The following is a 24,945-nucleotide window of genomic DNA, read 5'->3' as shown; positions in this document are numbered from 1 at the left end:
TTCAGCGGCGGGCGAAACGGCTCAGGCAAGCTTTACTTTATAAAGCGCCAGAAGTTCGTCCACCTTGTTACGTGCTCCACCGTTTCTGCTGATGCTGCGTCTTACCTGCAGCTTACGGAAATCGGTAGCATTCTTGTACCACTCGCGAGTGAGCTCGGTATCGTGATTGGAAATCACCACCGGGATGCTCTGCTCACGCAGTTTTTCAGCCAGCTCCGCCAGATGCCTCTGTTGCACCATGCTGAAGCTGTCCGTGTGATAAGCGGTAAAGTTGGCGGTGGCGGAAAGCGGCGCGTAAGGCGGATCGCAATACACAACGGAACCTGCGGCAACGTTTACCATGCTGACGTCATATGACTGGCAGACAAAAGTGGCATTTTTAGCCCGTTCAGCAAAGTTGTACAGTTCCTCTTCCGGGAAGTAAGGTTTGCTGTAGCGGCCAAACGGCACGTTAAATTCACCGCGCAGATTATAACGGCACAGGCCGTTGTAACAATGACGGTTGAGGTACAAAAACAACACCGCGCGCCGGAATTTGTCGGTGCACTGATTAAATTCGACGCGGAAGGCGTAATAGGTAGCCTCTTCGTTTTGCTCTTTGGTGAACAGCAAACGAGACTCCCGCACGTACTCATCCGCGCGGTTTTTGACGATATCGTAGAGGTTAATCAGATCGCTGTTGATGTCCGCGAGGATATAGCGCTGATAGTCGGTATTGAGAAATACCGACCCGGCGCCAACGAAGGGCTCAATCAGACAGTCGCCTTGCGGCAGATGCTTTTTTATGTCGTCCAGCAGGGGGAACTTTCCCCCTGCCCATTTCAGAAAAGCGCGATTTTTTTTCATGCTGTCTTACTATTTACACCTTATCCAGCTGTGGAAAGGCTCCGACAGCGACTGCGCTTATTTTCACTTGAGGTCAGACTGCACCTGATGAATAGGTTTTGCCCACGGGTTCTTCGCCTGAACGTCTGCCGGCAGGCTTGTCACCGCGCGTTTTGCATCGTCTTTCGTGGCATAAACACCGCTCACAAGCACAAACCAGGGCTGGCCGTTACGCTGAGTCTGATAAACCATATAGTGCTGCAGGTTCTCTTTTTTCGCCCATGCATTCAGGTTTGCCGAGTTTGAAGAAGAGCTCAGCTGCAGCGTGTAGTGGCTGCCTGGCGCACTCTTAATGGCGCTTGCGTCACCGGTTACTGTGCCGCCAGTACTTGCCGTCGCTGCAGCCTGCGGTGCCGCTTTAGGTGCAGTAGATGCTGTTGCTTTCGGCGCCGGGGTTGAAGTGGCAGCGCTGGTTGATGGCGCGGTAATCGGGGCAGAAACAGCCGGGGCTGGTTCGCTACGTTTCGCCGTAGCAACTGGCTTGCTTTCAGCTTTAACCTGCGGTTTAGGCTCGGCTTTACGTACTGGCTCAATCACCGTTTTCTTGCGCTCAGGGCGAGATTCAACGGTGCGGGTTGGTTCCTGGGTACCGGCCAGCTTACGCGGCTCGGTTTTGCTGCCAGCGATTGGCGCGACAGTAGCTGGTTCAGTTGGCAGCGTGGAATTACTGGCCACGTTGTCAATCTGGCCCTGCTGCTGAGGCTGAGTCAGTGCGTTATTCAGGTTCCCTGGAACCTCAACGCGCTGCTGCCCTTCCGGCTGCGGCTGAGTCTGCGCCTGAGTTGGCGTAGAGGAAATAGGCGGCAGGGAAACATCCTGCGGATTCTGCTGGCCAACAGCTGGAGTATTCCCTGACTGTGGCTGAGCGGCGTTTGCCTGGTCGGCAGATGCCGCACCGTTCGAACCGGAGAGATCGATGTTCTTCTCTGCGCCTGGTTTTTGCTCGGCAGTATCTGGGGTGGATGAAGGCGCTTTCAGGGCTGAACCGATGCCGATGATAAGCAGCAGCAGTACCAGAATCCCGACGCCCATCATGATGTGCTGACGAGAAGCAGGCGCTTTCTGTTTTGCTGCCTTTTTACGTCCACGCGCCGGACGAGGTTCTGCGGCCAGGCCATCATCACCTTCGTACTCTTCCTCAACCTCTACTTCGCGCTCGCGGCGTGAACGAGAAGGACGGCGTTCGTCCGCATCAAGATCGACGTCATCAACGTTGATCTGCGGTTCTTTCTCGAACTCGTCAGGTTTGCGGGAACGCCCAGGACGACGATCGCTTGGATCGGGTTTCAGCTCGTCTTCTGGTTTAAACTCATCCATTTAACACCCCACTCAAAGGCGTATGCCCATCTCTGCATCACGCCCGAAGTTAAATACTATTAAAATTCTAGTTGTTAAGCCTGCTGGCAATCAGCAATGGCTGATAGAACGACATCGTGCGGTACTCCACCGCGTACTTCACTCTTCCCTATCGCCAGCGGCAGAATCAAACGCAGCTCGCCAGCTAATACTTTTTTGTCACGCATCATGTGGGGCATATACGCGTCAGGGGACATTTCCTGCGGCCCGTTAACCGGTAACCCGGCTCGTACCAGCAGCGCGATCACGCGCTGAACTTCTGCCTCACTGAATTGACCCAGGCGCTGAGCGGTTCGCGCCGCCATCACCATCCCGGCCGCCACGGCTTCGCCATGTAGCCAGTTGCCATAGCCCATTTCGGCTTCAATAGCATGGCCAAACGTATGACCCAGATTCAGTAAAGCACGTAAGCCGCTTTCTCGCTCGTCTGCGGCAACAACTTCGGCCTTCAGCTCACAACAACGACGAATGCAGTACGCCATTGCCTGACCGTCCAACTTCAACAATGCGTCGATATTCTCTTCCAGCCAGTCAAAGAACTCGCCGTCCAGAATGATGCCGTATTTAATGACTTCCGCCAGGCCTGAAGCCAGCTCCCGCGCAGGCAAAGTCGACAGGCAATCGAGATCCACCACCACCGAAGCGGGCTGGTAGAACGCGCCAATCATGTTTTTGCCGAGGGGATGGTTAACGGCCGTTTTGCCGCCAACGGAGGAGTCCACCTGCGAAAGCAGTGTGGTAGGGACCTGGATAAAACGTACCCCGCGCTGATAGCTCGCCGCGGCAAAACCGGTTAAATCGCCCACAACACCACCGCCTAAAGCAATTAAGGTCGTGTCGCGACCGTGGGGCTTTTCCAACAGCGCCGTAAAGACGGTATCAAGCACCGCGAGGCTTTTAAACTGTTCGCCATCCGGAAGAATGACGGTATCCACTTTAACGCCTGCCTGTTCCAGAAGACCACGAACCTTGTCCAGATAGAGCGGTGCAAGGGTTTCATTGGTAACCAGCATAGTCTGGTCGCCAGCCTTCAGCGGCCAAAAGGAAGCCGGGTCATTGAATAACCCGGCGGCAATGGTAATAGGGTAACTACGTTCCCCGAGAGTGACTGTCAGCCTCTCCATTACGCGGAGCCCACCTTATTGTTGCTTTGCCCGCAGGCGTTTCTTGATTAAGCCAGAATCAGTTGCTTTCCAGCATATGAATGATCTGGTTTGCGACCACTTTGGCGCTTTGATCATCGGTGCGAATCGTGACATCTGCAATCTCTTCATACAGAGGATTGCGTTCGCCTGCTAGCGTTTCCAACACTTCACGAGGTGGAGTCTCAACCTGCAGCAGCGGACGTTTTTTATCGCGCTGAGTACGTGCAAGCTGTTTCTCAATGGTGGTTTCAAGGTAAACCACTACGCCACGGGCGGAAAGACGATTGCGGGTTTCACGAGACTTCACAGAGCCGCCACCGGTAGCCAGCACGATGCCCTGTTTTTCAGTGAGTTCATTAATGATTTTTTCTTCGCGATCGCGGAAGCCTTCTTCGCCTTCAACGTCGAATACCCAGCCCACATCAGCTCCGGTACGTTTCTCAATCTCTTGATCAGAATCGAAAAATTCCATATTGAGTTGCTGAGCTAACTGACGCCCAATAGTGCTTTTGCCGGCACCCATAGGCCCAACCAGAAAGATATTGCGTTTCTCTGCCATTTTTTCGGTACTACTAAGACAATTCGTTGATGATAAACCCGCCCGGTAACAACTTGCTGCGGCGGGACATGAACTGAAACCTCATAAGCGTGAGTTCGAGAATCAGACTAAAAATTATCTCAACACTCAAGGGGGTTTGGCAACCGAATAAATCACCTGGCGCCTGGCTCGGGACGAAAAGCGTGCGCCAGCTTTACCGGCCACAGGCTCTAAATACCCTGCCTCCCGAAACGGTACACCTTGTAAGCTAATTCCTCTCTGCCGTCAAACACCTGGGCGCTGTTTGGCAGAAAAACCCTCAGGCTGAAGAAGAAACCCGCTAGGGCAACGCAATCAGTCTGGGTGTGATGAACACGACTAATTCCCGACGTTGGTGCTTTTTCCCGTCGTGGCGAAACAATTGGCCGATAAAAGGAATATTTCCCAGCAAAGGAACGCTATCCCGAGTGTGGTTGTTCTGCTGTTGAAAGATTCCGCCTAACGCCAGCGTCTCACCATCCTTCACCTCGACTTGCGTTTCGATCTCTTGTTTATCAATGGCGAGCGCCTCCCCATCCGCATGTTGGATACTGCGCCCAGGCATATTTTGGCTGATGCGAAGCTTCAGGCGAATCACCCCGTGGTGGCTCAATGTCGGCGTCACCTCCATACCCAGTACCGCCTCCTTAAATTCCACCGAGGTCGCTTCATTTTTCCCGTTGGATACCTGATAGGGAATTTCGGTGCCCTGTTTGATGCTGGCAGACTGTTGGTGTGCCACCAGCAGGCGCGGGCTGGCTATGATTTCCAGCTGCTGTTGCTGTTCAAGCGCGCTGAGCTCCAGCTCAAGCATCCGGCCGTTGATTCGGCCAATATTAAACCCCACGGTCGTGGTTGGCGCTTTCACCGCTAACTCACTTGAGACTGTTGTGGTCTGGTATAGCCCGGACTCCATATCACCTGACGGGGCACTCCACTTCACGCCGAGCTCGCGTAGCTTGTCCTGGTTAATGGTGACAATATGCGCGGACAGCTCGACCTGCCCCATCGAAACATCCATATCTTTAATCCAGGCCGCAACACGCTTTTGCGCCTGCTGGCTGTCATGCAGCACCAGACGGTTTGTGCGCTTATCCACGGTAATGCTGCCCCTGGGCCCAAGCAATTTTTCTTCATTAGCTTTTATTCCCGCGGCAAGGTCGGCGGCTTCAGCATAGCGCAGCGTATAAACCGCCTGGACTAGCGGCTGCTCAAGCGCTTTTTGCTTACGAGCAGCCTCTTGCTGAGCGCGTCGTTGCGCCGGATCCTGTTTCTGCTGAATTTGAAGAATATTGCCCGTCTTTAATGAAGTCAGGTTTGCCAATCTGAGTACTTGCTGGAAAGCCTGCTCCCAGGACACATCAGCCAAACGTAGCGAGAGATTTCCCGCCACCTCAGGCGCAATCACCACGTTGAAGTTTTGCTGCTCGGCCAGCGCCTGCAAAACCTGCACGACCGGTGTTTCATCTAACGTCAGAGTGACGCGATCATTCGCCCATCCCGTCAGGGGCATCAGTATCAGTCCGCTTGCCACGATATGTCTTATCATTGATTCCTCCCTGTATTTCCCAGTGGTAATAGCGCCCTTCGCAGACGCCGGTGAGCGTGCCCCGCATTTGCCGCTCAAGAAGCATGGTCACCTGCACATCCGGCTCCAGAAAAAAACCTTCTTTTACCCTTTGCCAGCGTTTCCCGGAGAATTTCATTAAGGCAATGCTTTCTGCAGAGCCAGTCGGGGAAAACACGCCGTGTAATTGCCAGCGGTCAAGACGCTTAAGTAACGCCTCACAGGGTGATACGGGCAAAAGAAACGGATTACGAGGCAACGCTTGCAGCGACGAACTGAGCGCGGCCAGTAACATCCAGCTAGCGACTTTCATCGGTAAACTCCAGTGTGACCAAAACCCGCACCTGTTCCCCAGCTTCGCTCAAAATAAAGGCTGGCAGCTTCAGCCCCCCATAGCCGGACAGTTCCCTAAAAAACGGTGGCACCCTGGGCCAGGGAAGCAGCACTTCCAACACAGAATGTCGCGGATCGGGCTGCCACTTCACTAACCTCCCTCCGGTTCGCTTTACCGCGGCCATGGCAGAAAACGTCTCCAGAGGAACGACATCAGGTAACGGCTCTGGTTTCGGCAAAGCTGCGATTTGCCGCTGCAAAGAAAGCACATGCTGCCAGCGCTGCTGGTTGTGCTGTTCTTTCGCCTGCAACTGCTGCCGCAAGGGCCAAACCCACAGCCACAAGCAGATTAGCGCGACAGCAAACAGGCCCCCCAACAGGCCCAATACTCGATATGCAACATGTCCATCAATAAGGCGCTCCAGGTTATTCAGCATGTTCGCCACCTTGCGGGTTTAAGGTGAAGGTAAAAACCAGGCCTTTTTGTTTTTCATCACGCAGCTCACCAGGCTTGACCTTGAACGCGCCCGGTAAATCGGCCAGCACTGCCTCAAACCGCTCCAGTTCTCGTGCATCTCCCGCCACGCCAGAGATGATTGCGCTTTCGTTTTGCCAGCTAACGCTCTGTAACCAACTGTTTTCGGGCAACCGCAAGGCCAGCATATTCAGCACACTTTCCCAACGTGAAATGTTGCCTTTTCGCACCGTCTCCGCCCGTAATATCGCCTGCCGCTGCTGACTCTCTTTCAACTCTGTTTGCTGACGCAATAACAGTGACTTCAAGGCAGATTCTTGCGTCTCCCACTGGCTGACTTGAACCTGTTGCCAGTGCACTTTTACAGCGAGAAACTGGGCCCAAAGCAGCATCACCCCTGTAATCAAAAGCACGCCAAACAGCAGAGTGCCACCCCAGAGTTTTAGCCGATGGCGGCGTCTCAGCTGTCGCCACGGCAGAAGATTTATCAGCGGCATCATTAGCGTTCTGATCCCAGGGCCAGCCCTAATGCGAGCGTGTAAAGCCCACCGTGACGCGGTAAAGGCGGCTGTTGGCGGACAATGAGTTGCCAGGCATTCAGTCTTTCTGCTCCGGCCGGGCAGGAGCCTTCAACGTCAGCGTGGCTAAAGGCAATGTCGCAGGCGTTGGCCTCCAGCTGCTGACAAAGAGCAGGGAAATCCACTGCCTGTCGTTTATCCAGCCAGCCGGAGCGTTCGCGATCGTTCACTGACGCCCACAGCCAGTAGCCTCGCTCTTCATGAACCAGAAAACGACAATCTGTTGGATAGCAATCCTGAGGCAAGGCGCTCAAAATTTTGTCTCCCGGCGTTATCGTCCGGGGAAAGAGATTCATGCTCGCAAAAAAGGCCTGCAGTGCAGCAATATCCACCTGTTTCGCCGCCGTCACGCAAAATGACGAATCCTCCGCCAGATAGTCATAACAGAGTTGCTCCGTGGGCATTTGCAGCTGGCGAGCCGTTGCACCCGCGATATACTTTTCTTGGGCTGATTCCTGCAACCGCCGTGGAGGTCTGGGGATCTGGCGTTGCAAAGCTCGCTGTGCCGGAAAGCCAACCCGTAGATGATGGCGTACGGGGATTTCTGTGCGCCATGCCGCAAGCGCCTCGCGCAGTGTGTCAGGTTCGGGTAACATGCCGTCCGCAAGTGTTTGTTTCGGGAAAGGTAAATACCACCAATGCCGCAACTGCCACCCTTGTCGGTGCCACTGTATCGCTGCGGCACGTACGCCTTCTGCCTGGATATCCAGGCCAATCCGCCAACCAGGAAACATCATGGTTTCGATCTCCTTATCCGGATGATGAACAGCCCTGACCCCGAAACAGTAACGGGTATATCAAAGCTCCTGGCTTGCCTTTATACTACCGCGCGGTTGTTTAGAAACTGCCCAATTGAAACCTGATGGGAAATTTAAGGTGAAGTTCGTAAAGTATTTATTAATCCTTGCAGTCTGTTGCGTTCTGCTGGGAGCTGGCTCGATTTACGGTCTATACAAATACATTGAGCCCCAGCTGCCCGACGTGGCGACATTAAGAGATGTGCGACTGCAGATTCCGATGCAGGTTTACAGCGCTGACGGCGAGCTGATTGCTCAGTACGGCGAGAAACGTCGTATTCCCCTGACCCTGAACCAGATCCCCCCGGTGATGGTAAAGGCGTTTATCGCGACAGAAGACAGCCGCTTTTACGAGCACCACGGCGTTGACCCGGTGGGCATCTTCCGTGCAGCAAGCGTGGCGCTGTTCTCGGGCCATGCCTCTCAGGGCGCAAGTACCATTACGCAGCAGCTGGCACGTAACTTCTTCCTGAGTCCGGAACGCACCCTGATGCGTAAAATTAAGGAAGCGTTTCTTGCCGTCCGCATCGAGCAGATGCTGAACAAAGACGAGATCCTTGAGCTTTACCTGAACAAAATCTATCTCGGCTACCGCGCCTATGGTGTGGGTGCCGCCGCACAGGTTTACTTTGGCAAAACGGTCGATCAGCTGACCCTGAGCGAGATTGCGGTAATTGCCGGGCTGCCTAAAGCACCGTCAACCTTTAACCCGCTTTATTCCATGGATCGTTCAACGGCGCGCCGCAACGTAGTACTGTCGCGCATGCTGAGCGAAGGTTACATCAGCCAAAGCCAGTACGATGAAGCCCGCAGTCAGCCGATTGACGCCAGCTATCACACGCCTGAGATTGCCTTCTCCGCGCCATACCTCTCTGAGCTGGTGCGGCAGGACATGGTCGCCCGTTACGGCGACAAAGCCTACGAAGATGGCTACAAGGTTTACACCACGCTGAGCCGTAAAATTCAGCAAGGCGCCCAGGATGCCGTTCGCAACAACGTCATGGCCTACGATATGCGCCACGGTTACCGCGGCCCGTCTAATGTGCTGTGGAAAGTGGGAGAAAGCGCCTGGGATAAGAAAAAAATCACCGACTCGCTGAAAAACCTTCCGGTCTACGGGCCATTGTTCCCGGCGGTTGTCACCCGCGCCGTGCCTGACGAAGCAACGGCAATGCTGGCTGACGGCAGTTCCGTTTCGCTGGGGATGGAAGGCATGCGTTGGGCACGCCCGTATCGATCCGACACCGCGCAAGGCGCTACGCCACGCAAAGTCACCGACGTGGTACAGGCTGGCCAGCAAATTTGGGTACGCAAAGTGGATGATGCCTGGTGGCTTAGCCAGGTGCCTGACGTTAACTCCGCGCTGGTTTCGCTCAATCCACACGATGGCGCCGTGCTGGCGCTGGTCGGCGGCTTTGACTTTAACCAAAGCAAGTTCAACCGTGCGACCCAGGCGCTGCGTCAGGTAGGTTCAAACATCAAACCTTTCCTGTATACCGCGGCAATGGACAAAGGCCTGACGCTGGCAAGCATTCTGAATGATGTGCCGATTTCACGCTGGGATGCCGGGGCGGGCTCCGACTGGCGGCCGAAGAACTCTCCGGCACAATACGCCGGACCAATCCGTCTACGTCAGGGGCTGGGCGAATCCAAGAACGTGGTGATGGTACGTGCGATGCGAGCGATGGGCGTCGATTATGCCGCAGAATATCTGCAGCGCTTTGGCTTCCCTGCAGCAAACATTGTTCATACCGAATCACTGGCGCTGGGCTCTGCCTCATTTACGCCAATGCAGGTTGCCCGCGGTTACTCCGTCATGGCAAACGGCGGCTTCCTGGTAGATCCTTACTACATCACCAAAATTGTCGATGACGTAGGGAATACCGTGTTTGAGACGAAGCCCAAAGTTGCCTGCGCCAGCTGTGATATTCCGGTTATCTATGGCGACACGCCGAAATCAACGGTACTGGAAAACCAGGATGTAGAAGACGTTGCCGTCTCGCAAACGCCGCAGAACAGCAACGTACCAATGCCGCAGTTAGAGCAGGCCAACAGCGCTCTGGTGGCAAAAGCACAGGGCGAGGAGTATGCGCCGCATGTGATCAACACCCCATTGGCGTTCCTGATCAAAAGTGCGCTTAACAGCAACATTTATGGTGAACCGGGCTGGCAGGGAACGGGCTGGCGAGCAGGCCGTGATTTGAAGCGCCGGGATATCGGCGGCAAAACCGGGACAACCAACAGTTCGAAAGATGCCTGGTTCTCAGGCTACGGCCCGGGCGTTGTCACGTCAGTCTGGATTGGGTTCGACGATCATCGCCGCGACCTTGGCCGCACCACTGCGTCAGGCGCAATTAAAGATCAGATCTCCGGCTACGAAGGCGGCGCGAAGAGCGCCCAGCCAGCCTGGGATGATTTCATGAAAATTGCGCTGTCAGGCGTGCCAGAAGATCCGATGGCGCCACCGCCAGGGATTGTCACCGTCAATATTGACCGGAGTACCGGCCAGTTAGCCAACGGCGGCAACAGTCGTGAAGAGTATTTCATCGAAGGCACGCAGCCTACGCAGCAAGCCGTGCATGAGGTAGGCACGACGCTTATCGATAACGGGGAAGAGCACGAGCTGTTCTAACCCAGGCAAAATAACAAAGGGCCGCTTAGCGGCCCTTTTTCATTCTTATGCAGTCAGATTTACAGCCTGCCCTGCTGTCTTAACCATTCCCGAACCAGGAACAATGCGCTGACGTTACGCGCCTCGCTGAAATCATCTTCATTGAGCAAATCCATCATTTTCGCCAGCGGCCACCTCACCTGCGGTAGTTCTTCCGGCTCATCCCCTTCCAGGGATTCGGGATACAGATCTTCTGCAATTACAATGTTCATTTTGCTCGAGAAATAGGACGGTGCCATCGTCAGCTTTTTCAGAAACGTCAGTTGGTTCGCACCAAAACCTACTTCTTCTTTCAGCTCGCGGTTAGCGGCCTCAAACACCGTTTCGCCTGGGTCGATCAACCCTTTAGAGAACCCTAGTTCATAGGATTCTGTGCCAACAGCGTATTCACGGATTAAGATCAGGTGGTTATCAACAATAGGCACGATCATCACCGCCTCACGGGAAGACGGCTTCATTCGCTCGTAGACGCGGCGAACGCCATTGCTAAATTCCAGATCCACCGTTTCGACATTAAACAGTCGCGAACGCGCCACTGTTTCTACATGTAAAATCGTTGGTTTAGTTAGTGATTTGCTCATGTGGCCGGGATCAACAGTGAAAGAGGTAAGTTATTGTGCGGCATGCCGCACATATCGTGCAACGAGCATTGGCTATTATTTACATTTTTGTAACTTCTATTGAGCCAAAACACGTAATGCAGCCCCCTGTCAAGGCGGGTACTATTGAATAGGAATTTACTTGTATTTCAGACGAAGTCGCTTTGCTAACATTGTGTTACTGTAGGCTGGTCGCCTTAAAAACAGCTCAAGTTTGCAGCTTTACCTGCCGATAATGACTTCTGGCTTCTTAACCTTTTGAAAGGCCGATCTTTTGCCGAGTTTGATGAAAAAGACGATTGTTTGATGGGGAAAGCATGAGCACCTTATTATTTCTGTTAGCTGCTATGCTGGCCTGCATACTGATTGCCGGATGGCTGATATGGCGAAGCCTGAGGCTGCGTGCCCAGGTTTCGCACGATCGTTCCTTCTCCGGTGCCACCACGCGTAAACTGGCTCCAGAAGAGCGTATTGCTGTCGAAAATTATCTCGAGCGCTATTCGCGTTCCCAGGAACTGATCGGCCCTTCGGGCGCAAGCAATCCACCGCCAAGGTTAACGCTCACCGCGCAAAGCAACACGGTTTTCTCCCTGACACGGTCAATCACTCGCTACGGCCTCTCTGCCGATGACGCTAATAAATGGCGTTATTATCTTGATTCTATTGAAGTACATTTGCCGCCGTTCTGGGAACAATACATCACCAACGATAACGACGTAGAGCTTATCCGCACGAGCAGCATCCCGCTGGTCATTTCGCTCAATGGCAATACGCTGCAAAACGATACGCTGGACACGCAGCAGTATGCTCTGGAAGGCTACTCCGGCACCCAGGCATCCATCCGGGGCGAAGAAAGCGAGCAAATAGAGCTGCTGAACATTCGCCAGGAAACCCAGGAAGAGTATTCCCTGAGCCGCCCCGACGGCGTGCGTGAAGCCGCACTTATTTGCATCGCTTTTATCATGCTGTTCCTGAGTCTCGTCACGCCGCCAGTGTTCCTGCCCTGGTTAATTGGCGGTGCCGTTTTGCTGATTGCCGCCGGATTGTGGGGCCTGTTTGCCCCTCCTGCAAAAACAGCCTTGCGCGAAATCCATTGCCTGCGCGGCACCCCTAAACGTTGGGGGCTGTTCGGCGAGTCCAACCAGGACCAGATGAACAATATCTCCCTGGGGATTATCGACCTGGTTTATCCACCGCACTGGCAGCCTTTTGTGGCGCAGGATTTGGGACAGAAAACCGACATTGATATCTACCTTGACCGCCATGTGGTGCGTCAGGGGCGTTTCCTTTCACTCCATGATGAAGTGCGTAACTTCCCGCTACAGCACTGGGTGCGTAACCTCCTGATTGCCGCGGGTGCGCTGCTGGTTCTGCTGATGATGACTATTTGGGTGCCGCTGGAAATGCCTATCAAGCTCAGCGCTTCATGGTTAAAGGGCGCTCAGTCCATTGAAGCCACCAGCGTTGAGGACCTCGCCAGATACAAGCTGCAGGTCGGCGATACGCTGAGAGTTAACGGCACGGGGATGTGTAATATTCAAACGCCTGGCGGTTATCACGCGCGCCAAAATTTCCCGTTCACCCCATTCGACTGCTCACAAATTATTTGGAATAACGCACGTCCTCTGCCCTTGCCGGAGTCTGAAATCATGGACAAGGCGGTCGCCCTGACCAAAGCCGTCAGCGGGCAAATCCATCCTCAGGGTGGAGAAGCCGACAGCAAGGTAAACCCGCAGCTCGCGGACGCCATTCAGAAGTCAGGCATGGTCCTGCTGGATGATTTTGCCGGGATTGTGAAAAAAACGCAGGCGCTGTGCACCGCAGAGGAAGAGTGTGTGCGCCTGAAAAATGCGCTAGTGAACCTGGGCAACACTAAAGACTGGGATTCCCTGATTAAGCGCGCGGATTCAGGAAAACTGACCGGGGTGAATGTCCTTCTACGGCCGGTTAGCGCCGAGTCGTTGGATAACCTGGTGACCACCTCAACCGCGCCATTCTTTATCCGTGAAACCGCCCGCGCCGCGCAGTCGTTAAACAGCCCGGCGCCTAGCGGCTACATCATCATCAACGATGAAGGTGGCGACCTTGTGGACCAGCCGCTGCCGCCAATGTCGCTGTATGACTTCCCGGCCCAGGAACAGTGGACCGAATTCCAACGGCTGGCGGAAATGCTGCTGCAAACGCCGTTCCACGCCGAAGGGATCATCACCGGCATCTACACGGACGCCAACGGTACACAGCACGTCACCCTGCATCGGATCTCCGATACACACAGCCTCTGGAGCTACATCGGTATTTCTCTGATGCTGATCGCGATGCTGGCCTGCGCGGCAATAAACGGCGTTCTGGCGGTGACTCGTTATCGCCGTGCCAGCACTCGTCTGGCTGAAATTCAGCGCTATTATGATAGCTGCCTCAACCCAACACTGACCCCGCCCTCGCCGCTCAAGTAGCCGCTACGGGTAAACTTTGCGTACCGGGTTGTGCTACCCTGGTACGCTATTTCTCCTCAATCGAGACTAAAGCTATGTCTGGTGCTATCGCCTGGCAGGACGTGGACACCCTGCTGCTGGATATGGACGGGACCCTGTTGGACCTGGCCTTTGATAACCATTTCTGGAAAAAGCTGGTACCGGAAACCATTAGCCTTCAGCGCGGCATTCCGCTGCAGGAAGCGCATCAACTGATTTCCCGCGAATACCACGCCGTGCAGCATACGCTAAACTGGTACTGTCTCGATTACTGGAGCGAGCGCCTCGGGCTGGATATCTGTGCCATGACCACCGAGCAGGGGCCAAAAGCCGCGCTACGTGAAGACACAGTGCCGTTTCTTGAGGCAGCCAAAGCCAGCGGCAAGCGCCGAATTTTGCTCACCAACGCGCACCCGCACAATCTGGCGGTGAAGCTTGAGCATACGGGTTTGGGTCAGCACCTTGATTTATTGCTTTCTACCCACACATTTGGTTATCCGAAAGAAGATCAACGTTTATGGCAGGCGGTAGCCGGACATACCGGGTTCGACGCGGCCAGAACGGTATTTATCGACGACAGCGAAGCGATTCTTGATGCCGCAGCGACATTTGGCATTCGCTACTGCTTCGGCGTCCTCAACCCGGATTCCGGCGAAGCGGAAAAAACGTTTGAGCGCCATCCTGGCCTTAGCGATTACCGCAGCCTGATCCCATCGCTTTCCGTTTAAGGGGGCGTAATGAAAGAAAAAGCAGCCGAAGGTGTACGCCTGGATAAATGGCTGTGGGCAGCACGCTTTTATAAAACCCGGGCCGTGGCGCGGGAAATGATTGAAGGCGGAAAAGTGCACTACAACGGCCAGCGCAGCAAACCCAGTAAACTGGTTGAACTGAACGCGGTTCTCACGCTGCGCCAGGGCAATGACGAACGCACCGTTAACGTACTCGCGATTACCGGGCAGCGCAGGCCGGCCACGGAAGCCACTCAGCTTTATGAAGAAACGGCGGAAAGTATCGCCAAACGGGAAAAAGTGGCGCTGGCACGCAAAATGAACGCGCTAACCATGCCCCACCCCGATCGCCGCCCGGATAAAAAAGAGCGGCGAGATTTGATGAAATTTAAACACGGTGGCGAAGCGTAAATCCGCCTACCAGCAAGAGAGATGACGATGACTCAACACGACCAACTACACCGCTATCTGTTTGAAAACTACGCCGTACGCGGCGAGCTGGTGACGGTTTCCGAAACCTGGCAGCAGATCATGGAAAACCATGACTACCCGCAGCCGGTCAAAAATATCCTCGGCGAGCTGCTGGTTGCCACCAGCCTGCTGACCGCTACGCTGAAGTTTGACGGTGACATCACCGTTCAGCTCCAGGGCGATGGCCCAATGACGCTGGCCGTGATTAACGGTAATAACAAACAGCAAATGCGCGGCGTGGCTCGCGTACAGGGTGAGATCCCGGCCGATGCGGCGTTAAAAGATCTGGTGGGTAACGGCTATCTGGTGATCACCATCAGCCCAAGCGAAGGCGAGCGTTATCAGGGCGTGGTCGGTCTGGAAGGGGATACGCTGGCTGCCTGCCTGGAAGATTACTTCATGCGTTCCGAGCAGTTGCCAACTCGTCTGTTTATTCGTACCGGCGAAGTAGACGGTAAAGCGGCGGCAGGCGGTATGCTGCTGCAGGTTCTGCCGGCGCAGAACGCGGAAACCGACGACTTCAACCATCTGGCCACGCTGACCGAAACCATCAAAGCAGAAGAGCTGCTGACGCTGCCGGCGAACGATGTGTTATGGCGCCTTTACCACGAAGAAGAAGTCACGCTGTACGATCCGCAGGACGTAGAGTTTAAGTGCACCTGTTCTCGCGAACGCTGTGCAGACGCGCTACGTACGCTGCCGGATGAAGAAATCGACAGCATTCTGGCGGAAGACAATGAAATCGACATGAACTGCGATTACTGCGGCAGCCACTATGTCTTTGACTCAATGGACATTGCGGCGATCCGGAACAACGCTTCCCCGGCAGATCCGCAGGTTCACTAAGTTTATGAAATTTGCAAAACGCCTCCTCACCGGAGGCGTTTTTTTTCAGCGGTAATAGTCAATTTTGACACGCTGCCCTTGCACCATTACGTCCTGCCAGACCTTTGGCGCAGCCGTGAGTTTTCCTTCAGAAGCGGCCTGCTTCAGCGCTGACATCATCTGGTTTTTATCGAGATCCCGGGCCTGGCCGATATCCTTCCAGCTTCCACCTGACTTGCCGTAAACTTTGCAGTAGTTCATTTCCGGCTGGCACAGCAGCCATTCATCCTGACCATCACCGTTCAGATCCATCCCAACCAGCAGACACTTATCCTCGTCATCCAGGCACTCTCGAGCCTGGTAGCTTTCATCTTTTACCATTGCCTGCCACCACGCGTTTTCCGGCACGCGGTTTTTATCCGCCAGCACGATACGCTGACGCAGAGATTCAACCGTAAGCTTCGCCGTAGCCGCGCCGCCTGCTTTACCGTTGCTCAACAACATCGCCAGTTGCCTTCTGCGCTCAGGGCTGGCGATAAATGCTGGATCTCTTTGCAGCTCGCTAAGCGCATCATAGCCCCGCCGCCCGGCGTATTGCAGCATGGTCATACTCAGCCTGTCGGGTTTCAGGACACCGCTGTGGTAACGCGCCATTTGGTTATTAACGCTTATCCGGTAAGGGTCCAGAAGCGGAGAATTCACCGCGACCAACAAGGCCAGCGCCAGCAAAAACACCGTGCGGTTAATGCCACCCGGCTGTAAAACGAGCTCCCGACGCTGGCGAACGAGCGTGACGACATAGCCAAAGGCCCATACCAGCACGGTAAAGGTTATCAGCGCTGCATACACCCTTGTCGGCGTCCAGCCGTATGAAGAAACGCGCAGCCACAGCGCATAGCTTGCCAGCAAGGCATAAATCGGCGACAGCAGTAACGTCAGCTTAATCGCGCCATCAAGCAAAGCGGGATAAGGTCGCGTTTCTCTTTCAGGATGATAAGCCACTGCGGCAGTGCCCATCACCATCAGCGTCAGCGTGTTGAGCAGCGCATTACAGGAAAAGTGCAGTGAAATAGACCCCAGGCCGACGACCGGCAGCGTCGCCAAAAACATCAGAGAGATCAGCGAGAGCAGCGGCAAAAGCCCCGTCGCAAAAACGCTGAAGAAATGTTTGACCGCGTTAATAGCCCGAATCTGATCACGGCAAAGCGTTACCGCCAGCGCCGCAGTCGTACAGGTAGCAATCCAGGCGAACGCCGAAGAACTGAAAAACAGGCGATCGAAGAAGGTGATATCTACCAGCTTGAATAACCCGGCCCAAAGCGCCAGCACGCCCCAGAAAAAGAGCACCAGCAGCCCGGTAAGTAACAGAGTAATGCCGTTACGCCAGAGCTGGCCGTAGAATACCTGCCAGCCTCCCCAACCGTGGTTCGAATGCAGCCGCCCCTGCAGCCAGGGTAAGGCCAGAAACAGCATTGCCGCCAGCGAACACAGATACCCCTGAACAATATCGTGCCGGTTCCAGCTTTCCAGCCCCTGAGTCGTCCAGTTCACCCAGCCGCTCATCAACGCCACAACCGGCAATGGGAGCAGCACTAATCCCCAAAATCGTAGACCGTTGAAACGCACGGTGACCAGCGCCAGTGTCGTCGCCAGCACGACGGACAACGAACGCAGGTACAGGGCCTGATTATCCCCTCGCAGCCAGAGGCTACTCACCCTGTCTCCCTCGGTGAGGTACAGCACCACGCCTAAAAGAAACCCCACCAGCAGAATCCCCCAGCGGGTCGCCTTGGGTAACGGCTCAGACATGAACATGGTTGTCATCCCTTATTAGATCATTTTTGACTTAGTGTAACGGCCTGCTGCGACTTGCAAATGACGGTCTTGTTTCATCGTGTTGCGTATGAGAGCGCGTTCATTCACAAAGTTCTCCGTTATTATCCTAATTATTAACATATCCGCTATATTTTCCCCGAAAGCCAGCGAATTCCTGCCATACTCTGCCCCCGTTGCGGCATCCCCTGTGCATTTCCCCTGTTAAATTTAAGCAGGCGCGTAAATTTATGATAGTGGTCGCGGTTAACACCCCCTAAACAACCCTACAATATTCGGCAGTATAAATTGGCTAAGGAGCAGTGAAATGCGAGTTAAAGGCATAACCCCGCAAGATCTCAAGGCTTATGGCATTCATGACGTCAGCGAAGTCGTCTATAACCCCGATTACGATACCCTCTACCGCGAAGAACTCGACCCTAACCTGCAGGGTTTTGAACGCGGTGTGGTCACTAACTTAGGCGCCGTCTCCGTAGATACAGGGATCTTCACCGGCCGCTCTCCAAAAGATAAATACATCGTCCGTGATGACACCACCCGCGACACCTTATGGTGGGCCGACAACGGTAAAGGCAAAAACGATAACAAACCGCTTTCCGAAGAAACCTGGCACCACCTAAAGGGACTCGTCACCCATCAGCTATCGGGCAAACGCCTGTTTATTATCGACGCATTCTGCGGCGCCAACGCCGATACCCGTCTGTCGGTGCGTTTTATCACCGAAGTTGCCTGGCAGGCGCACTTCGTGAAAAACATGTTTATTCGCCCAACGGACGAAGAGCTGGAGACGTTTGAGCCTGATTTTGTGGTGATGAATGGGGCTAAATGTACCAATCCAGACTGGAAAGAACAGGGCCTGAACTCCGAAAACTTCGTGGCGTTTAACCTGACTGAACGCATGCAGCTTATCGGCGGAACCTGGTACGGCGGCGAAATGAAGAAAGGGATGTTCTCTATCATGAACTACCTGCTGCCGCTGAAGGGCATCGCTTCCATGCACTGCTCGGCAAACGTCGGTGAAAAAGGGATGTGGCGGTGTTCTTCGGCCTGTCCGGCACCGGTAAAACGACGCTTTCCACCGACCCAAAACGCCGCCTGATTGGTGACGATGAGCACGGCTGGGACGACGACGGCGTGTTTAACTTTGAAGGCGGCTGCTATGCCAAAACTATCCGCCTGTCGGAAGAAGCCGAGCCGGATATTTATCACGCGATCCGCCGCGATGCGCTGCTGGAAAACGTCACCGTCCGCGCCGACGGCACTATCGACTTTGATGATGCGTCCAAAACGGAAAACACCCGCGTTTCTTACCCTATTTACCATATCGACAACATCGTTAAGCCGGTGTCGAAAGCGGGCCACGCAACCAAAGTTATCTTCCTGACCGCCGACGCCTTCGGCGTGCTGCCGCCGGTTTCACGCCTCACCGCAAACCAGACTCAGTATCACTTCTTGTCCGGCTTTACCGCTAAACTTGCGGGCACCGAGCGCGGCGTGACCGAGCCAACGCCAACCTTCTCCGCCTGCTTTGGCGCGGCATTCTTGTCGCTGCACCCAACGCAGTACGCTGAAGTACTGGTGAAACGCATGCAGGCATCAGGCGCGCAGGCGTATCTGGTGAATACCGGCTGGAACGGCACCGGCAAACGCATTTCGATCAAAGATACCCGGGCAATCATCGATGCCATTCTCGACGGCTCGCTGGACGACGCAGAAACCTTTACCCTGCCGATGTTTAACCTCGCCATCCCAACCTCTCTCGCGGGCGTGGATACCCAGATCCTGGACCCACGTAATACCTACGCCTCTCCGGAGCAATGGCAGGAAAAAGCGGAGCAGTTGGCGAAGCTGTTTGTCGATAACTTCGAAAAATACACCGACACCCCAGCCGGTGCAGCTCTGGTCGAAGCCGGTCCGAAGCTGTAAATCTGAAGCATTAGGCGAAAAAAACGAACCCTTCGGGGTTCGTTTTTAATTGGGCCACAGGGAAACTAGCTTTCCCGATGAGTCACCACCCGGGTTATCGGCAACGGGAGATAAGCCCTTATACGCAGCCCTCCCCGCTCGCTTTTCCCGAGATCCAACATCCCGTTATGGTTGTCGATGATGCGCTGCACGATGGCCAAGCCCAGCCCGGTGCCGCTGGTACTGCGGGCGCTATCACCGCGGACAAACGGCTGGAACAGATGCTGAAGCTGGTCTGGCTCAATGCCCGGGCCATCATCTTCCACCTGGAACCAGGCGCGGTTTAACTCGCTGCCGCTGCTGACTTTGATCCAGCCATTACCGTAGCGCGCCGCATTAACCACCATATTGGCCACCGCACGCTTGATAGACAGCGGATGGATATTCAGGCGGATTTCACCGGCCTGCAGGTCGGTGTCGATTTCACGCTCGTAGCCGCTTTCTGCCGCAATCACCTCACCGAGTACGCTATTGAGATCCGCCATCTCCAGCGGCATCTCCTGCCCGGTGCGAAGGTAGTCGATAAACTGTTCGATAATCGCATTACACTCTTCGATATCTTTGTTAATCGACTCGGCCAGATAGCCGTCTTCCTGCCCCATCATTTCGGTTGCCAGACGAATACGCGTCAGCGGCGTGCGCAGGTCATGGCTGACGCCCGCCATCAGCAGCGTGCGGTCGTCCGCCAGTTGTTTAACGCCCGCAGCCATATGGTTAAACGCCCGCGTCACCGATCGCACTTCCGAAGCGCCATATTCGCGCAATGGAGGAGGAATAATACCTTTACCGACCTGCAGCGCAGCGTGCTCCAGGTCGACCAGCGGTCGGTTTTGTATTCGAATAAACAGCCATGCGCCGCCTATCGCCAACAGCATTATCGCCAGCGTATAGCGGAACAACGGGGAGAAATCACCCTGATGGATTTCGGTCAGCGGAACGCGGACCCAGATATTCGGCGACAGCCAGGTTTTCAGCCAGACGACCGGGGAGCTTTTATTCACCTCAACGCGCACTTCGGTCGGGCCGCCAAGCTGCTGCGCCATTTGCTGGCTCAGGAACTCATAGTGCTGCGCCCAGCGCAGGCCAGCGTCTTCCGCTGCCTCGTTGGAGTAAAGCGAAATGCCCAGCTCGCGGTAAATTTCGCGACGAAACGCAGGCGGCACCACAAGTTGGGTGCCGTCTTCAAGCTGCAGTTTGTCGGTCATCAGCATTCTGACTTCGTACGCCAGCACCTTATTGAACTGCTGCAGGCTCGGCAAAATCGCGAAGTTCAGAACAACAAGATAGGTCGTCACCAGGCTGACGAACAGCAAGGTGACGATCAGCAACAGCGTACGGGCAAACGAGCTTCTTGGTGAGAAGCGGACTCGCCTCATGCCTTAGCGCCGTCCGGGACAAAGACGTAGCCAAGACCCCAAACGGTCTGGATATAACGCGGATGCGCCGGGTCCTCTTCCACCATGCGGCGCAGGCGGGAGATTTGCACGTCAATGGAACGCTCCATCGCGGAGTATTCGCGGCCACGGGCCAGGTTCATCAGTTTATCGCGGGAAAGTGGCTCACGCGGGTGGCTTACCAGCGCTTTCAGCACCGCAAACTCACCGCTGGTCAACGGCATTGGCTCGTCTTCGCGGAACATTTCGCGAGTACCGAGGTTCAGCTTGAACTTGCCGAACGCGATAACCGCTTCTTCCTGAGAAGGCGCACCCGGCAGTTCGTTGGCCTGGCGACGCAGTACGGCACGAATACGGGCCAGCAGCTCACGCGGGTTAAACGGCTTAGGAATGTAGTCATCCGCGCCGATTTCCAGGCCGACAATACGGTCAACTTCTTCACCCTTCGCGGTCACCATGATGATCGGCATGGGGTTACTCTGGCTGCGCAGACGACGGCAAATAGAAAGACCATCCTCGCCCGGCAGCATGAGATCCAGCACCATCAGATGGAAGGATTCACGGGTCAGCAGACGATCCATTTGTTCGGCGTTAGCGACGCTGCGAACCTGGAAGCCCTGCTCGGTGAGATAACGCTCTAACAGCGCGCGCAGGCGCATGTCGTCATCGACCACCAGAATTTTATAGTTCTCTTGCATCGTTTGTACTCCCAAAGGCTCGAACAGTTGAGTGTGTATTCTTAAAAAACTGCGCTAATACAACCAGTCAATTCTGGTATACATTCTAGTCGAAATTGTTACAAAGCATATTAAACAGTCGGTTATCAACGTTTTAAATCAAAATTTGGTGACTTGCTTCCCAAAATGCACCGGTTGCATTCTTCATTGAGCATCGGTTTAAATCACACTCTGGTTTTACAGGCTGCAGGGCAAAAAGATGAAAACGCCGTTAATCACACGTGAAGGCTACGAAAAGCTCAAAAAAGAGCTGGATTACCTGTGGCGTGAAGAACGCCCTGAGGTGACCAAAAAAGTGACCTGGGCCGCCAGCCTCGGCGATCGCAGCGAAAACGCCGACTATCAGTACAACAAAAAGCGCCTGCGCGAAATTGACCGCCGGGTTCGCTACATCACCAAATCTCTTGAACGGCTGAAAATCGTTGATTACTCGCCGCAACAGGAAGGCAAAGTCTTCTTCGGCGCGTGGGTCGAAATCGAAAACGACGACGGCGACCTGCTGCGTTTTCGCATCGTCGGCTACGACGAAATCTTTGGCCGCAAGGACTACATTTCTATTGATTCGCCGATGGCGCGAGCGCTGCTCAAAAAAGAAGTAGGCGATCTAGCCGTAGTGCAAACGCCAGCGGGAGAAGCGCAGTGGTACGTCAATGAAATTGAGTATCCTAAACCTGAATAATGCGCACAGAACTGTCTGAAACCCAATATCCGGGGGTCGGCGGCTGGCATTTTCGCGCCCCGATCCGTATAACTGTTTGCTGAATTTTCCGTACTACACAGATGAAAAGCCATGATGAATGATTCGCTTTGCCGCATTATTGCGGGTGAGCTTCAGGCCAGAAACGAACAGGTAGAAGCTGCCGTTCGCCTGCTGGATGAAGGGAATACCGTGCCATTTATTGCACGTTATCGTAAGGAAGTCACCGGCGGTCTGGATGACACGCAACTGCGTCAACTGGAGACTCGTCTTAGCTACCTGCGCGAGCTGGAAGAACGCCGCCAGACCATCCTCAAATCCATTGCAGACCAGGGCAAACTGAGCGACGAGCTTGCCGGTGCCATCAACGGCACGCTGAGCAAAACCGAACTCGAAGACCTTTACCTGCCGTATAAACCCAAGCGCCGTACCCGTGGGCAAATCGCTATCGAAGCAGGCCTTGAGCCGCTGGCTGATTTGCTGTGGAACGAGCCTTCACACGACCCGGAGCAGGAAGCTGCTCGCTTCGTGGACGCAGACAAAGGCGTGGCGGACACCAAAGCCGCGCTCGACGGCGCACGCTACATTCTGATGGAGCGCTTCGCTGAAGATGCCGCGCTGCTGGCGAAAGTGCGTGACTATTTATGGAAGAATGCACACCTGGTTTCTGCCGTGGTAAGCGGTAAAGAGGAAGAAGGCGCAAAATTCCGCGACTACTTTGCCCACCACGAAGCCATTGCGACCGTCCCTTCCCACCGCGCGCTGGCGATGTTCCGCGGGCGTAACGAAGGAGTATTACAGCTATCGCTGAATGCTGACCCGCAGTTCGATGAGCCACCGCGTGAGAGCTATTGCGAACAGCTAATTATCAACCATCTCAATCTGCGCCTGAACAACGCCCCAGCGGACAGCTGGCGCAAGGCCGTAGTGAGCTGGACCTGGCGTATCAAGGTGTTGATGCATCTTGAAACCGAGCTGATGGGCACCGTGCGCGAACGCGCCGAAGATGAAGCCATTAATGTCTTCGCCCGTAACCTTCACGATCTGCTGATGGCGGCCCCGGCTGGCCTGCGCGCCACAATGGGCCTCGATCCGGGCCTGCGTACCGGCGTGAAAGTCGCGGTGGTGGACGCCACCGGAAAGCTGGTTGCCACCGATACCATTTATCCGCATACCGGCCAGGCGGCAAAAGCCGCCGTCGCCGTGGCTGCACTTTGCGAGAAGCACAACGTCGAGCTGGTCGCGATCGGTAACGGTACCGCGTCCCGCGAAACCGAGCGCTTCTTCCTGGATGTGCAAAAGCAGTTCCCGAAGGTCACCGCACAGAAAGTTATCGTCAGCGAGGCGGGCGCGTCCGTCTACTCTGCTTCCGAACTGGCGGCGCTGGAGTTCCCGGACCTGGACGTTTCGATCCGCGGAGCAGTTTCCATTGCCCGCCGACTGCAGGATCCGCTGGCCGAGCTGGTGAAAATCGATCCGAAATCTATCGGCGTGGGCCAGTATCAGCACGACGTCAGCCAGACTCAGCTGGCCAGGAAGCTGGATGCGGTCGTCGAAGACTGCGTGAACGCCGTTGGCGTGGATCTCAACACGGCTTCCGTGCCGCTGCTGACCCGCGTGGCCGGCCTGACCCGCATGATGGCGCAGAACATCGTCACCTGGCGTGACGAAAACGGCCGCTTCCAGAATCGCCAGCAGTTGCTGAAAGTCAGCCGACTGGGGCCAAAAGCCTTCGAGCAGTGTGCGGGCTTCCTGCGCATTAACCACGGTGATAACCCGCTGGATGCCTCTACCGTTCACCCGGAAGCCTATCCGGTGGTCGAACGCATCCTGGCCGCAACCCAGCAGGCGCTGCAGGACCTGATGGGCAACAGCAGCGAGCTACGCGATCTGAAGGCCAGCCAGTTTACCGATGAGCGTTTCGGGGTCCCGACCGTGACGGACATTATTAAAGAGCTGGAAAAACCGGGCCGCGACCCGCGCCCTGAGTTTAAAACCGCGCAGTTTGCCGAAGGCGTGGAAACCATGAACGACCTGACGCCGGGCATGGTGCTGGAAGGCGCAGTGACCAACGTCACCAACTTCGGCGCATTTGTCGATATCGGCGTGCATCAGGACGGCCTGGTTCACATCTCGTCGCTGTCCGACAAGTTCATCGACGATCCGCACAAAGTGGTGAAAGCGGGCGATATCGTGAAGGTCAAAGTGCTGGAAGTTGATCTGCAGCGCAAACGCATCGCCTTAACCATGCGTCTCGACGAACAGCCGGGCGAGAGCGGCAGCCGTCGCGGAAACGGCGGTAACGCCCCTCGCGAGCAAAAAGGGCGGCCGGCAGCACAGCAAAAGCCACGCGGGCGTGACAACGCCAGCGGTGGAAATAGCGCCATGATGGATGCCCTGGCGGCTGCGATGGGTAAAAAGCGTTAATTGTTTTTCCTCTCCCTTCGGGGAGAGGATTTATTTTTCACCGTCCTGCCAGAAGCAGAAAAATAACTTAATTTTGATTTAAATCAATTTTCAATAATGACTCCGCTGCGAAACCAGCAATTATCACTCCTGTAACATCGTTAATAGTAAAATAACACTCTCGCTTCCTTACGATTAAGGTATCGCTTTAATTTTCAGTTAATTAAACAAAACCACTTACTATCCCATAAATAATCCACTCGCCTTAAAAACCCCTTAAATAAGAATTTCCGTTAAATTTTGAAAGAAAAATAAATATTGTCGACGTTAACCATTCTCATTATCATTGTGTTGAACGATATTTCTTCTCTTTCTTCCGATAGCGTAATCAGCTTTATCGTGCGCATCGCTCGCGGATAAAGCCTTCATTCAGTC

The 24,945-nt window shown here is 54.8% G+C and carries 20 protein-coding genes and 1 pseudogene; 8 read left to right on the top strand and 13 right to left on the bottom strand.

The genetic code is table 11. The features are described from left to right. Positions 1 to 21 precede the first annotated feature (21 nt). The 9 genes from dam to CNE01S_RS16400 all read right to left on the bottom strand — a co-directional run bounded on the left by dam (position 22) and on the right by CNE01S_RS16400 (position 7,653). Positions 22 to 846, bottom strand: a complete 825-nt coding sequence (gene dam, locus CNE01S_RS16440) for an adenine-specific DNA-methyltransferase (protein WP_061277375.1) — start codon at positions 844 to 846, stop codon at positions 22 to 24. Positions 847 to 909: 63 nt separating this feature from the next. Further along, positions 910 to 2,202, bottom strand: coding sequence for a cell division protein DamX (gene damX / locus CNE01S_RS16435; protein ID WP_061277374.1), 1,293 nt, complete (start codon positions 2,200 to 2,202; stop codon positions 910 to 912). Positions 2,203 to 2,276: 74 nt separating this feature from the next. Then, positions 2,277 to 3,365: a 3-dehydroquinate synthase gene (gene aroB, locus CNE01S_RS16430; RefSeq protein WP_061277373.1), complete on the bottom strand. Its 1,089-nt coding sequence runs from the start codon at positions 3,363 to 3,365 to the stop codon at positions 2,277 to 2,279. A 58-nt stretch (positions 3,366 to 3,423) separates the two neighbouring features. Further along, the gene (aroK, locus tag CNE01S_RS16425) at positions 3,424 to 3,945 is read right to left on the bottom strand and encodes a shikimate kinase AroK (protein ID WP_061277372.1); all 522 of its coding nucleotides are present in this window, start codon (positions 3,943 to 3,945) and stop codon (positions 3,424 to 3,426) included. 319 nt (positions 3,946 to 4,264) lie between these two features. Then, on the bottom strand, positions 4,265 to 5,512 hold the full coding sequence (gene pilQ / locus CNE01S_RS16420; RefSeq protein WP_096753943.1) for a type IV pilus secretin PilQ: 1,248 nt from the start codon (positions 5,510 to 5,512) through the stop codon (positions 4,265 to 4,267). Continuing rightward, complete coding sequence (locus CNE01S_RS16415; protein ID WP_061277370.1) at positions 5,451 to 5,843, bottom strand: HofP DNA utilization family protein; 393 nt, start codon at positions 5,841 to 5,843, stop codon at positions 5,451 to 5,453. Before CNE01S_RS16415 ends, pilQ begins: the two co-directional genes overlap by 62 nt. Then, positions 5,830 to 6,300, bottom strand: coding sequence for a HofO family protein (locus CNE01S_RS16410; protein ID WP_061277369.1), 471 nt, complete (start codon positions 6,298 to 6,300; stop codon positions 5,830 to 5,832). The genes CNE01S_RS16415 and CNE01S_RS16410 overlap by 14 nt, the downstream gene beginning before the upstream one ends. Further along, positions 6,290 to 6,838 (bottom strand): PilN domain-containing protein, encoded by a 549-nt coding sequence (locus CNE01S_RS16405; RefSeq protein WP_061277368.1) that lies wholly within the window; start codon positions 6,836 to 6,838, stop codon positions 6,290 to 6,292. Before CNE01S_RS16405 ends, CNE01S_RS16410 begins: the two co-directional genes overlap by 11 nt. After that, complete coding sequence (locus CNE01S_RS16400) at positions 6,838 to 7,653, bottom strand: type IV pilus biogenesis protein PilM (protein WP_061277367.1); 816 nt, start codon at positions 7,651 to 7,653, stop codon at positions 6,838 to 6,840. The genes CNE01S_RS16405 and CNE01S_RS16400 overlap by 1 nt, the downstream gene beginning before the upstream one ends. 139 nt (positions 7,654 to 7,792) lie before the next feature. Between CNE01S_RS16400 and mrcA the strand changes: the two genes are divergently transcribed. Beyond that, entirely contained in the window at positions 7,793 to 10,345 is a 2,553-nt protein-coding gene (mrcA, locus tag CNE01S_RS16395) for a peptidoglycan glycosyltransferase/peptidoglycan DD-transpeptidase MrcA (RefSeq protein ID WP_061277366.1), read from the top strand. Positions 10,346 to 10,404: 59 nt separating this feature from the next. On the opposite strand, the gene nudE is transcribed toward mrcA, so the two are convergent. Then, a complete protein-coding gene (nudE, locus tag CNE01S_RS16390) occupies positions 10,405 to 10,965 on the bottom strand; it encodes an ADP compounds hydrolase NudE (protein ID WP_061277365.1) in 561 nt (186 codons plus the stop codon). A gap of 335 nt (positions 10,966 to 11,300) precedes the next feature. On the opposite strand from nudE, the gene CNE01S_RS16385 reads away from it, so the two are divergent. From CNE01S_RS16385 to hslO, 4 genes are all read left to right on the top strand, one after another. Then, positions 11,301 to 13,436, top strand: coding sequence for an intracellular growth attenuator family protein (locus tag CNE01S_RS16385; protein WP_061277364.1), 2,136 nt, complete (start codon positions 11,301 to 11,303; stop codon positions 13,434 to 13,436). Between the two features lie 74 nt (positions 13,437 to 13,510). Further along, positions 13,511 to 14,182 (top strand): GMP/IMP nucleotidase, encoded by a 672-nt coding sequence (yrfG, locus tag CNE01S_RS16380; protein WP_061277363.1) that lies wholly within the window; start codon positions 13,511 to 13,513, stop codon positions 14,180 to 14,182. Positions 14,183 to 14,191: 9 nt separating this feature from the next. Next, positions 14,192 to 14,593 carry a ribosome-associated heat shock protein Hsp15 gene (hslR, locus tag CNE01S_RS16375; protein ID WP_061277362.1) on the top strand — a complete coding sequence of 134 codons (402 nt, stop codon included), beginning with the start codon at positions 14,192 to 14,194 and terminating at the stop codon, positions 14,591 to 14,593. 27 nt (positions 14,594 to 14,620) lie between these two features. Continuing rightward, positions 14,621 to 15,499 carry an Hsp33 family molecular chaperone HslO gene (gene hslO / locus CNE01S_RS16370; RefSeq protein WP_061277404.1) on the top strand — a complete coding sequence of 293 codons (879 nt, stop codon included), beginning with the start codon at positions 14,621 to 14,623 and terminating at the stop codon, positions 15,497 to 15,499. A 45-nt stretch (positions 15,500 to 15,544) separates the two neighbouring features. Here the strand turns inward: hslO and CNE01S_RS16365 are convergent, their stop codons facing one another. Then, complete coding sequence (locus CNE01S_RS16365) at positions 15,545 to 17,293, bottom strand: DUF4153 domain-containing protein (RefSeq protein ID WP_061277361.1); 1,749 nt, start codon at positions 17,291 to 17,293, stop codon at positions 15,545 to 15,547. A gap of 325 nt (positions 17,294 to 17,618) precedes the next feature. Between CNE01S_RS16365 and pckA the strand changes: the two are divergent. Further along, positions 17,619 to 19,237 (top strand): annotated as a pseudogene (gene pckA, locus CNE01S_RS16360) (phosphoenolpyruvate carboxykinase (ATP)). Positions 19,238 to 19,302: 65 nt separating this feature from the next. Here the strand turns inward: pckA and envZ are convergent. Continuing rightward, positions 19,303 to 20,652 (bottom strand): two-component system sensor histidine kinase EnvZ, encoded by a 1,350-nt coding sequence (gene envZ / locus CNE01S_RS16355; RefSeq protein WP_039288465.1) that lies wholly within the window; start codon positions 20,650 to 20,652, stop codon positions 19,303 to 19,305. After that, positions 20,649 to 21,368, bottom strand: a complete 720-nt coding sequence (gene ompR, locus CNE01S_RS16350) for an osmolarity response regulator transcription factor OmpR (protein ID WP_006177890.1) — start codon at positions 21,366 to 21,368, stop codon at positions 20,649 to 20,651. The genes envZ and ompR overlap by 4 nt, the downstream gene beginning before the upstream one ends. Positions 21,369 to 21,606: 238 nt before the next feature. Here ompR and greB point away from each other — a divergent pair, with 238 nt between their 5' ends. After that, a complete protein-coding gene (gene greB, locus CNE01S_RS16345) occupies positions 21,607 to 22,086 on the top strand; it encodes a transcription elongation factor GreB (protein WP_038478036.1) in 480 nt (159 codons plus the stop codon). Between the two features lie 111 nt (positions 22,087 to 22,197). Further along, positions 22,198 to 24,531 (top strand): Tex family protein, encoded by a 2,334-nt coding sequence (locus tag CNE01S_RS16340; RefSeq protein WP_061277360.1) that lies wholly within the window; start codon positions 22,198 to 22,200, stop codon positions 24,529 to 24,531. Positions 24,532 to 24,945 lie beyond the last annotated feature (414 nt).

Origin of the sequence: Cedecea neteri NBRC 105707 = ATCC 33855, assembly GCF_001571265.1 — a bacterium.
Classification (GTDB): Bacteria; Pseudomonadota; Gammaproteobacteria; order Enterobacterales; family Enterobacteriaceae; genus Cedecea; species Cedecea neteri.
This window is presented reverse-complemented; position numbering and strand designations above follow the sequence as displayed.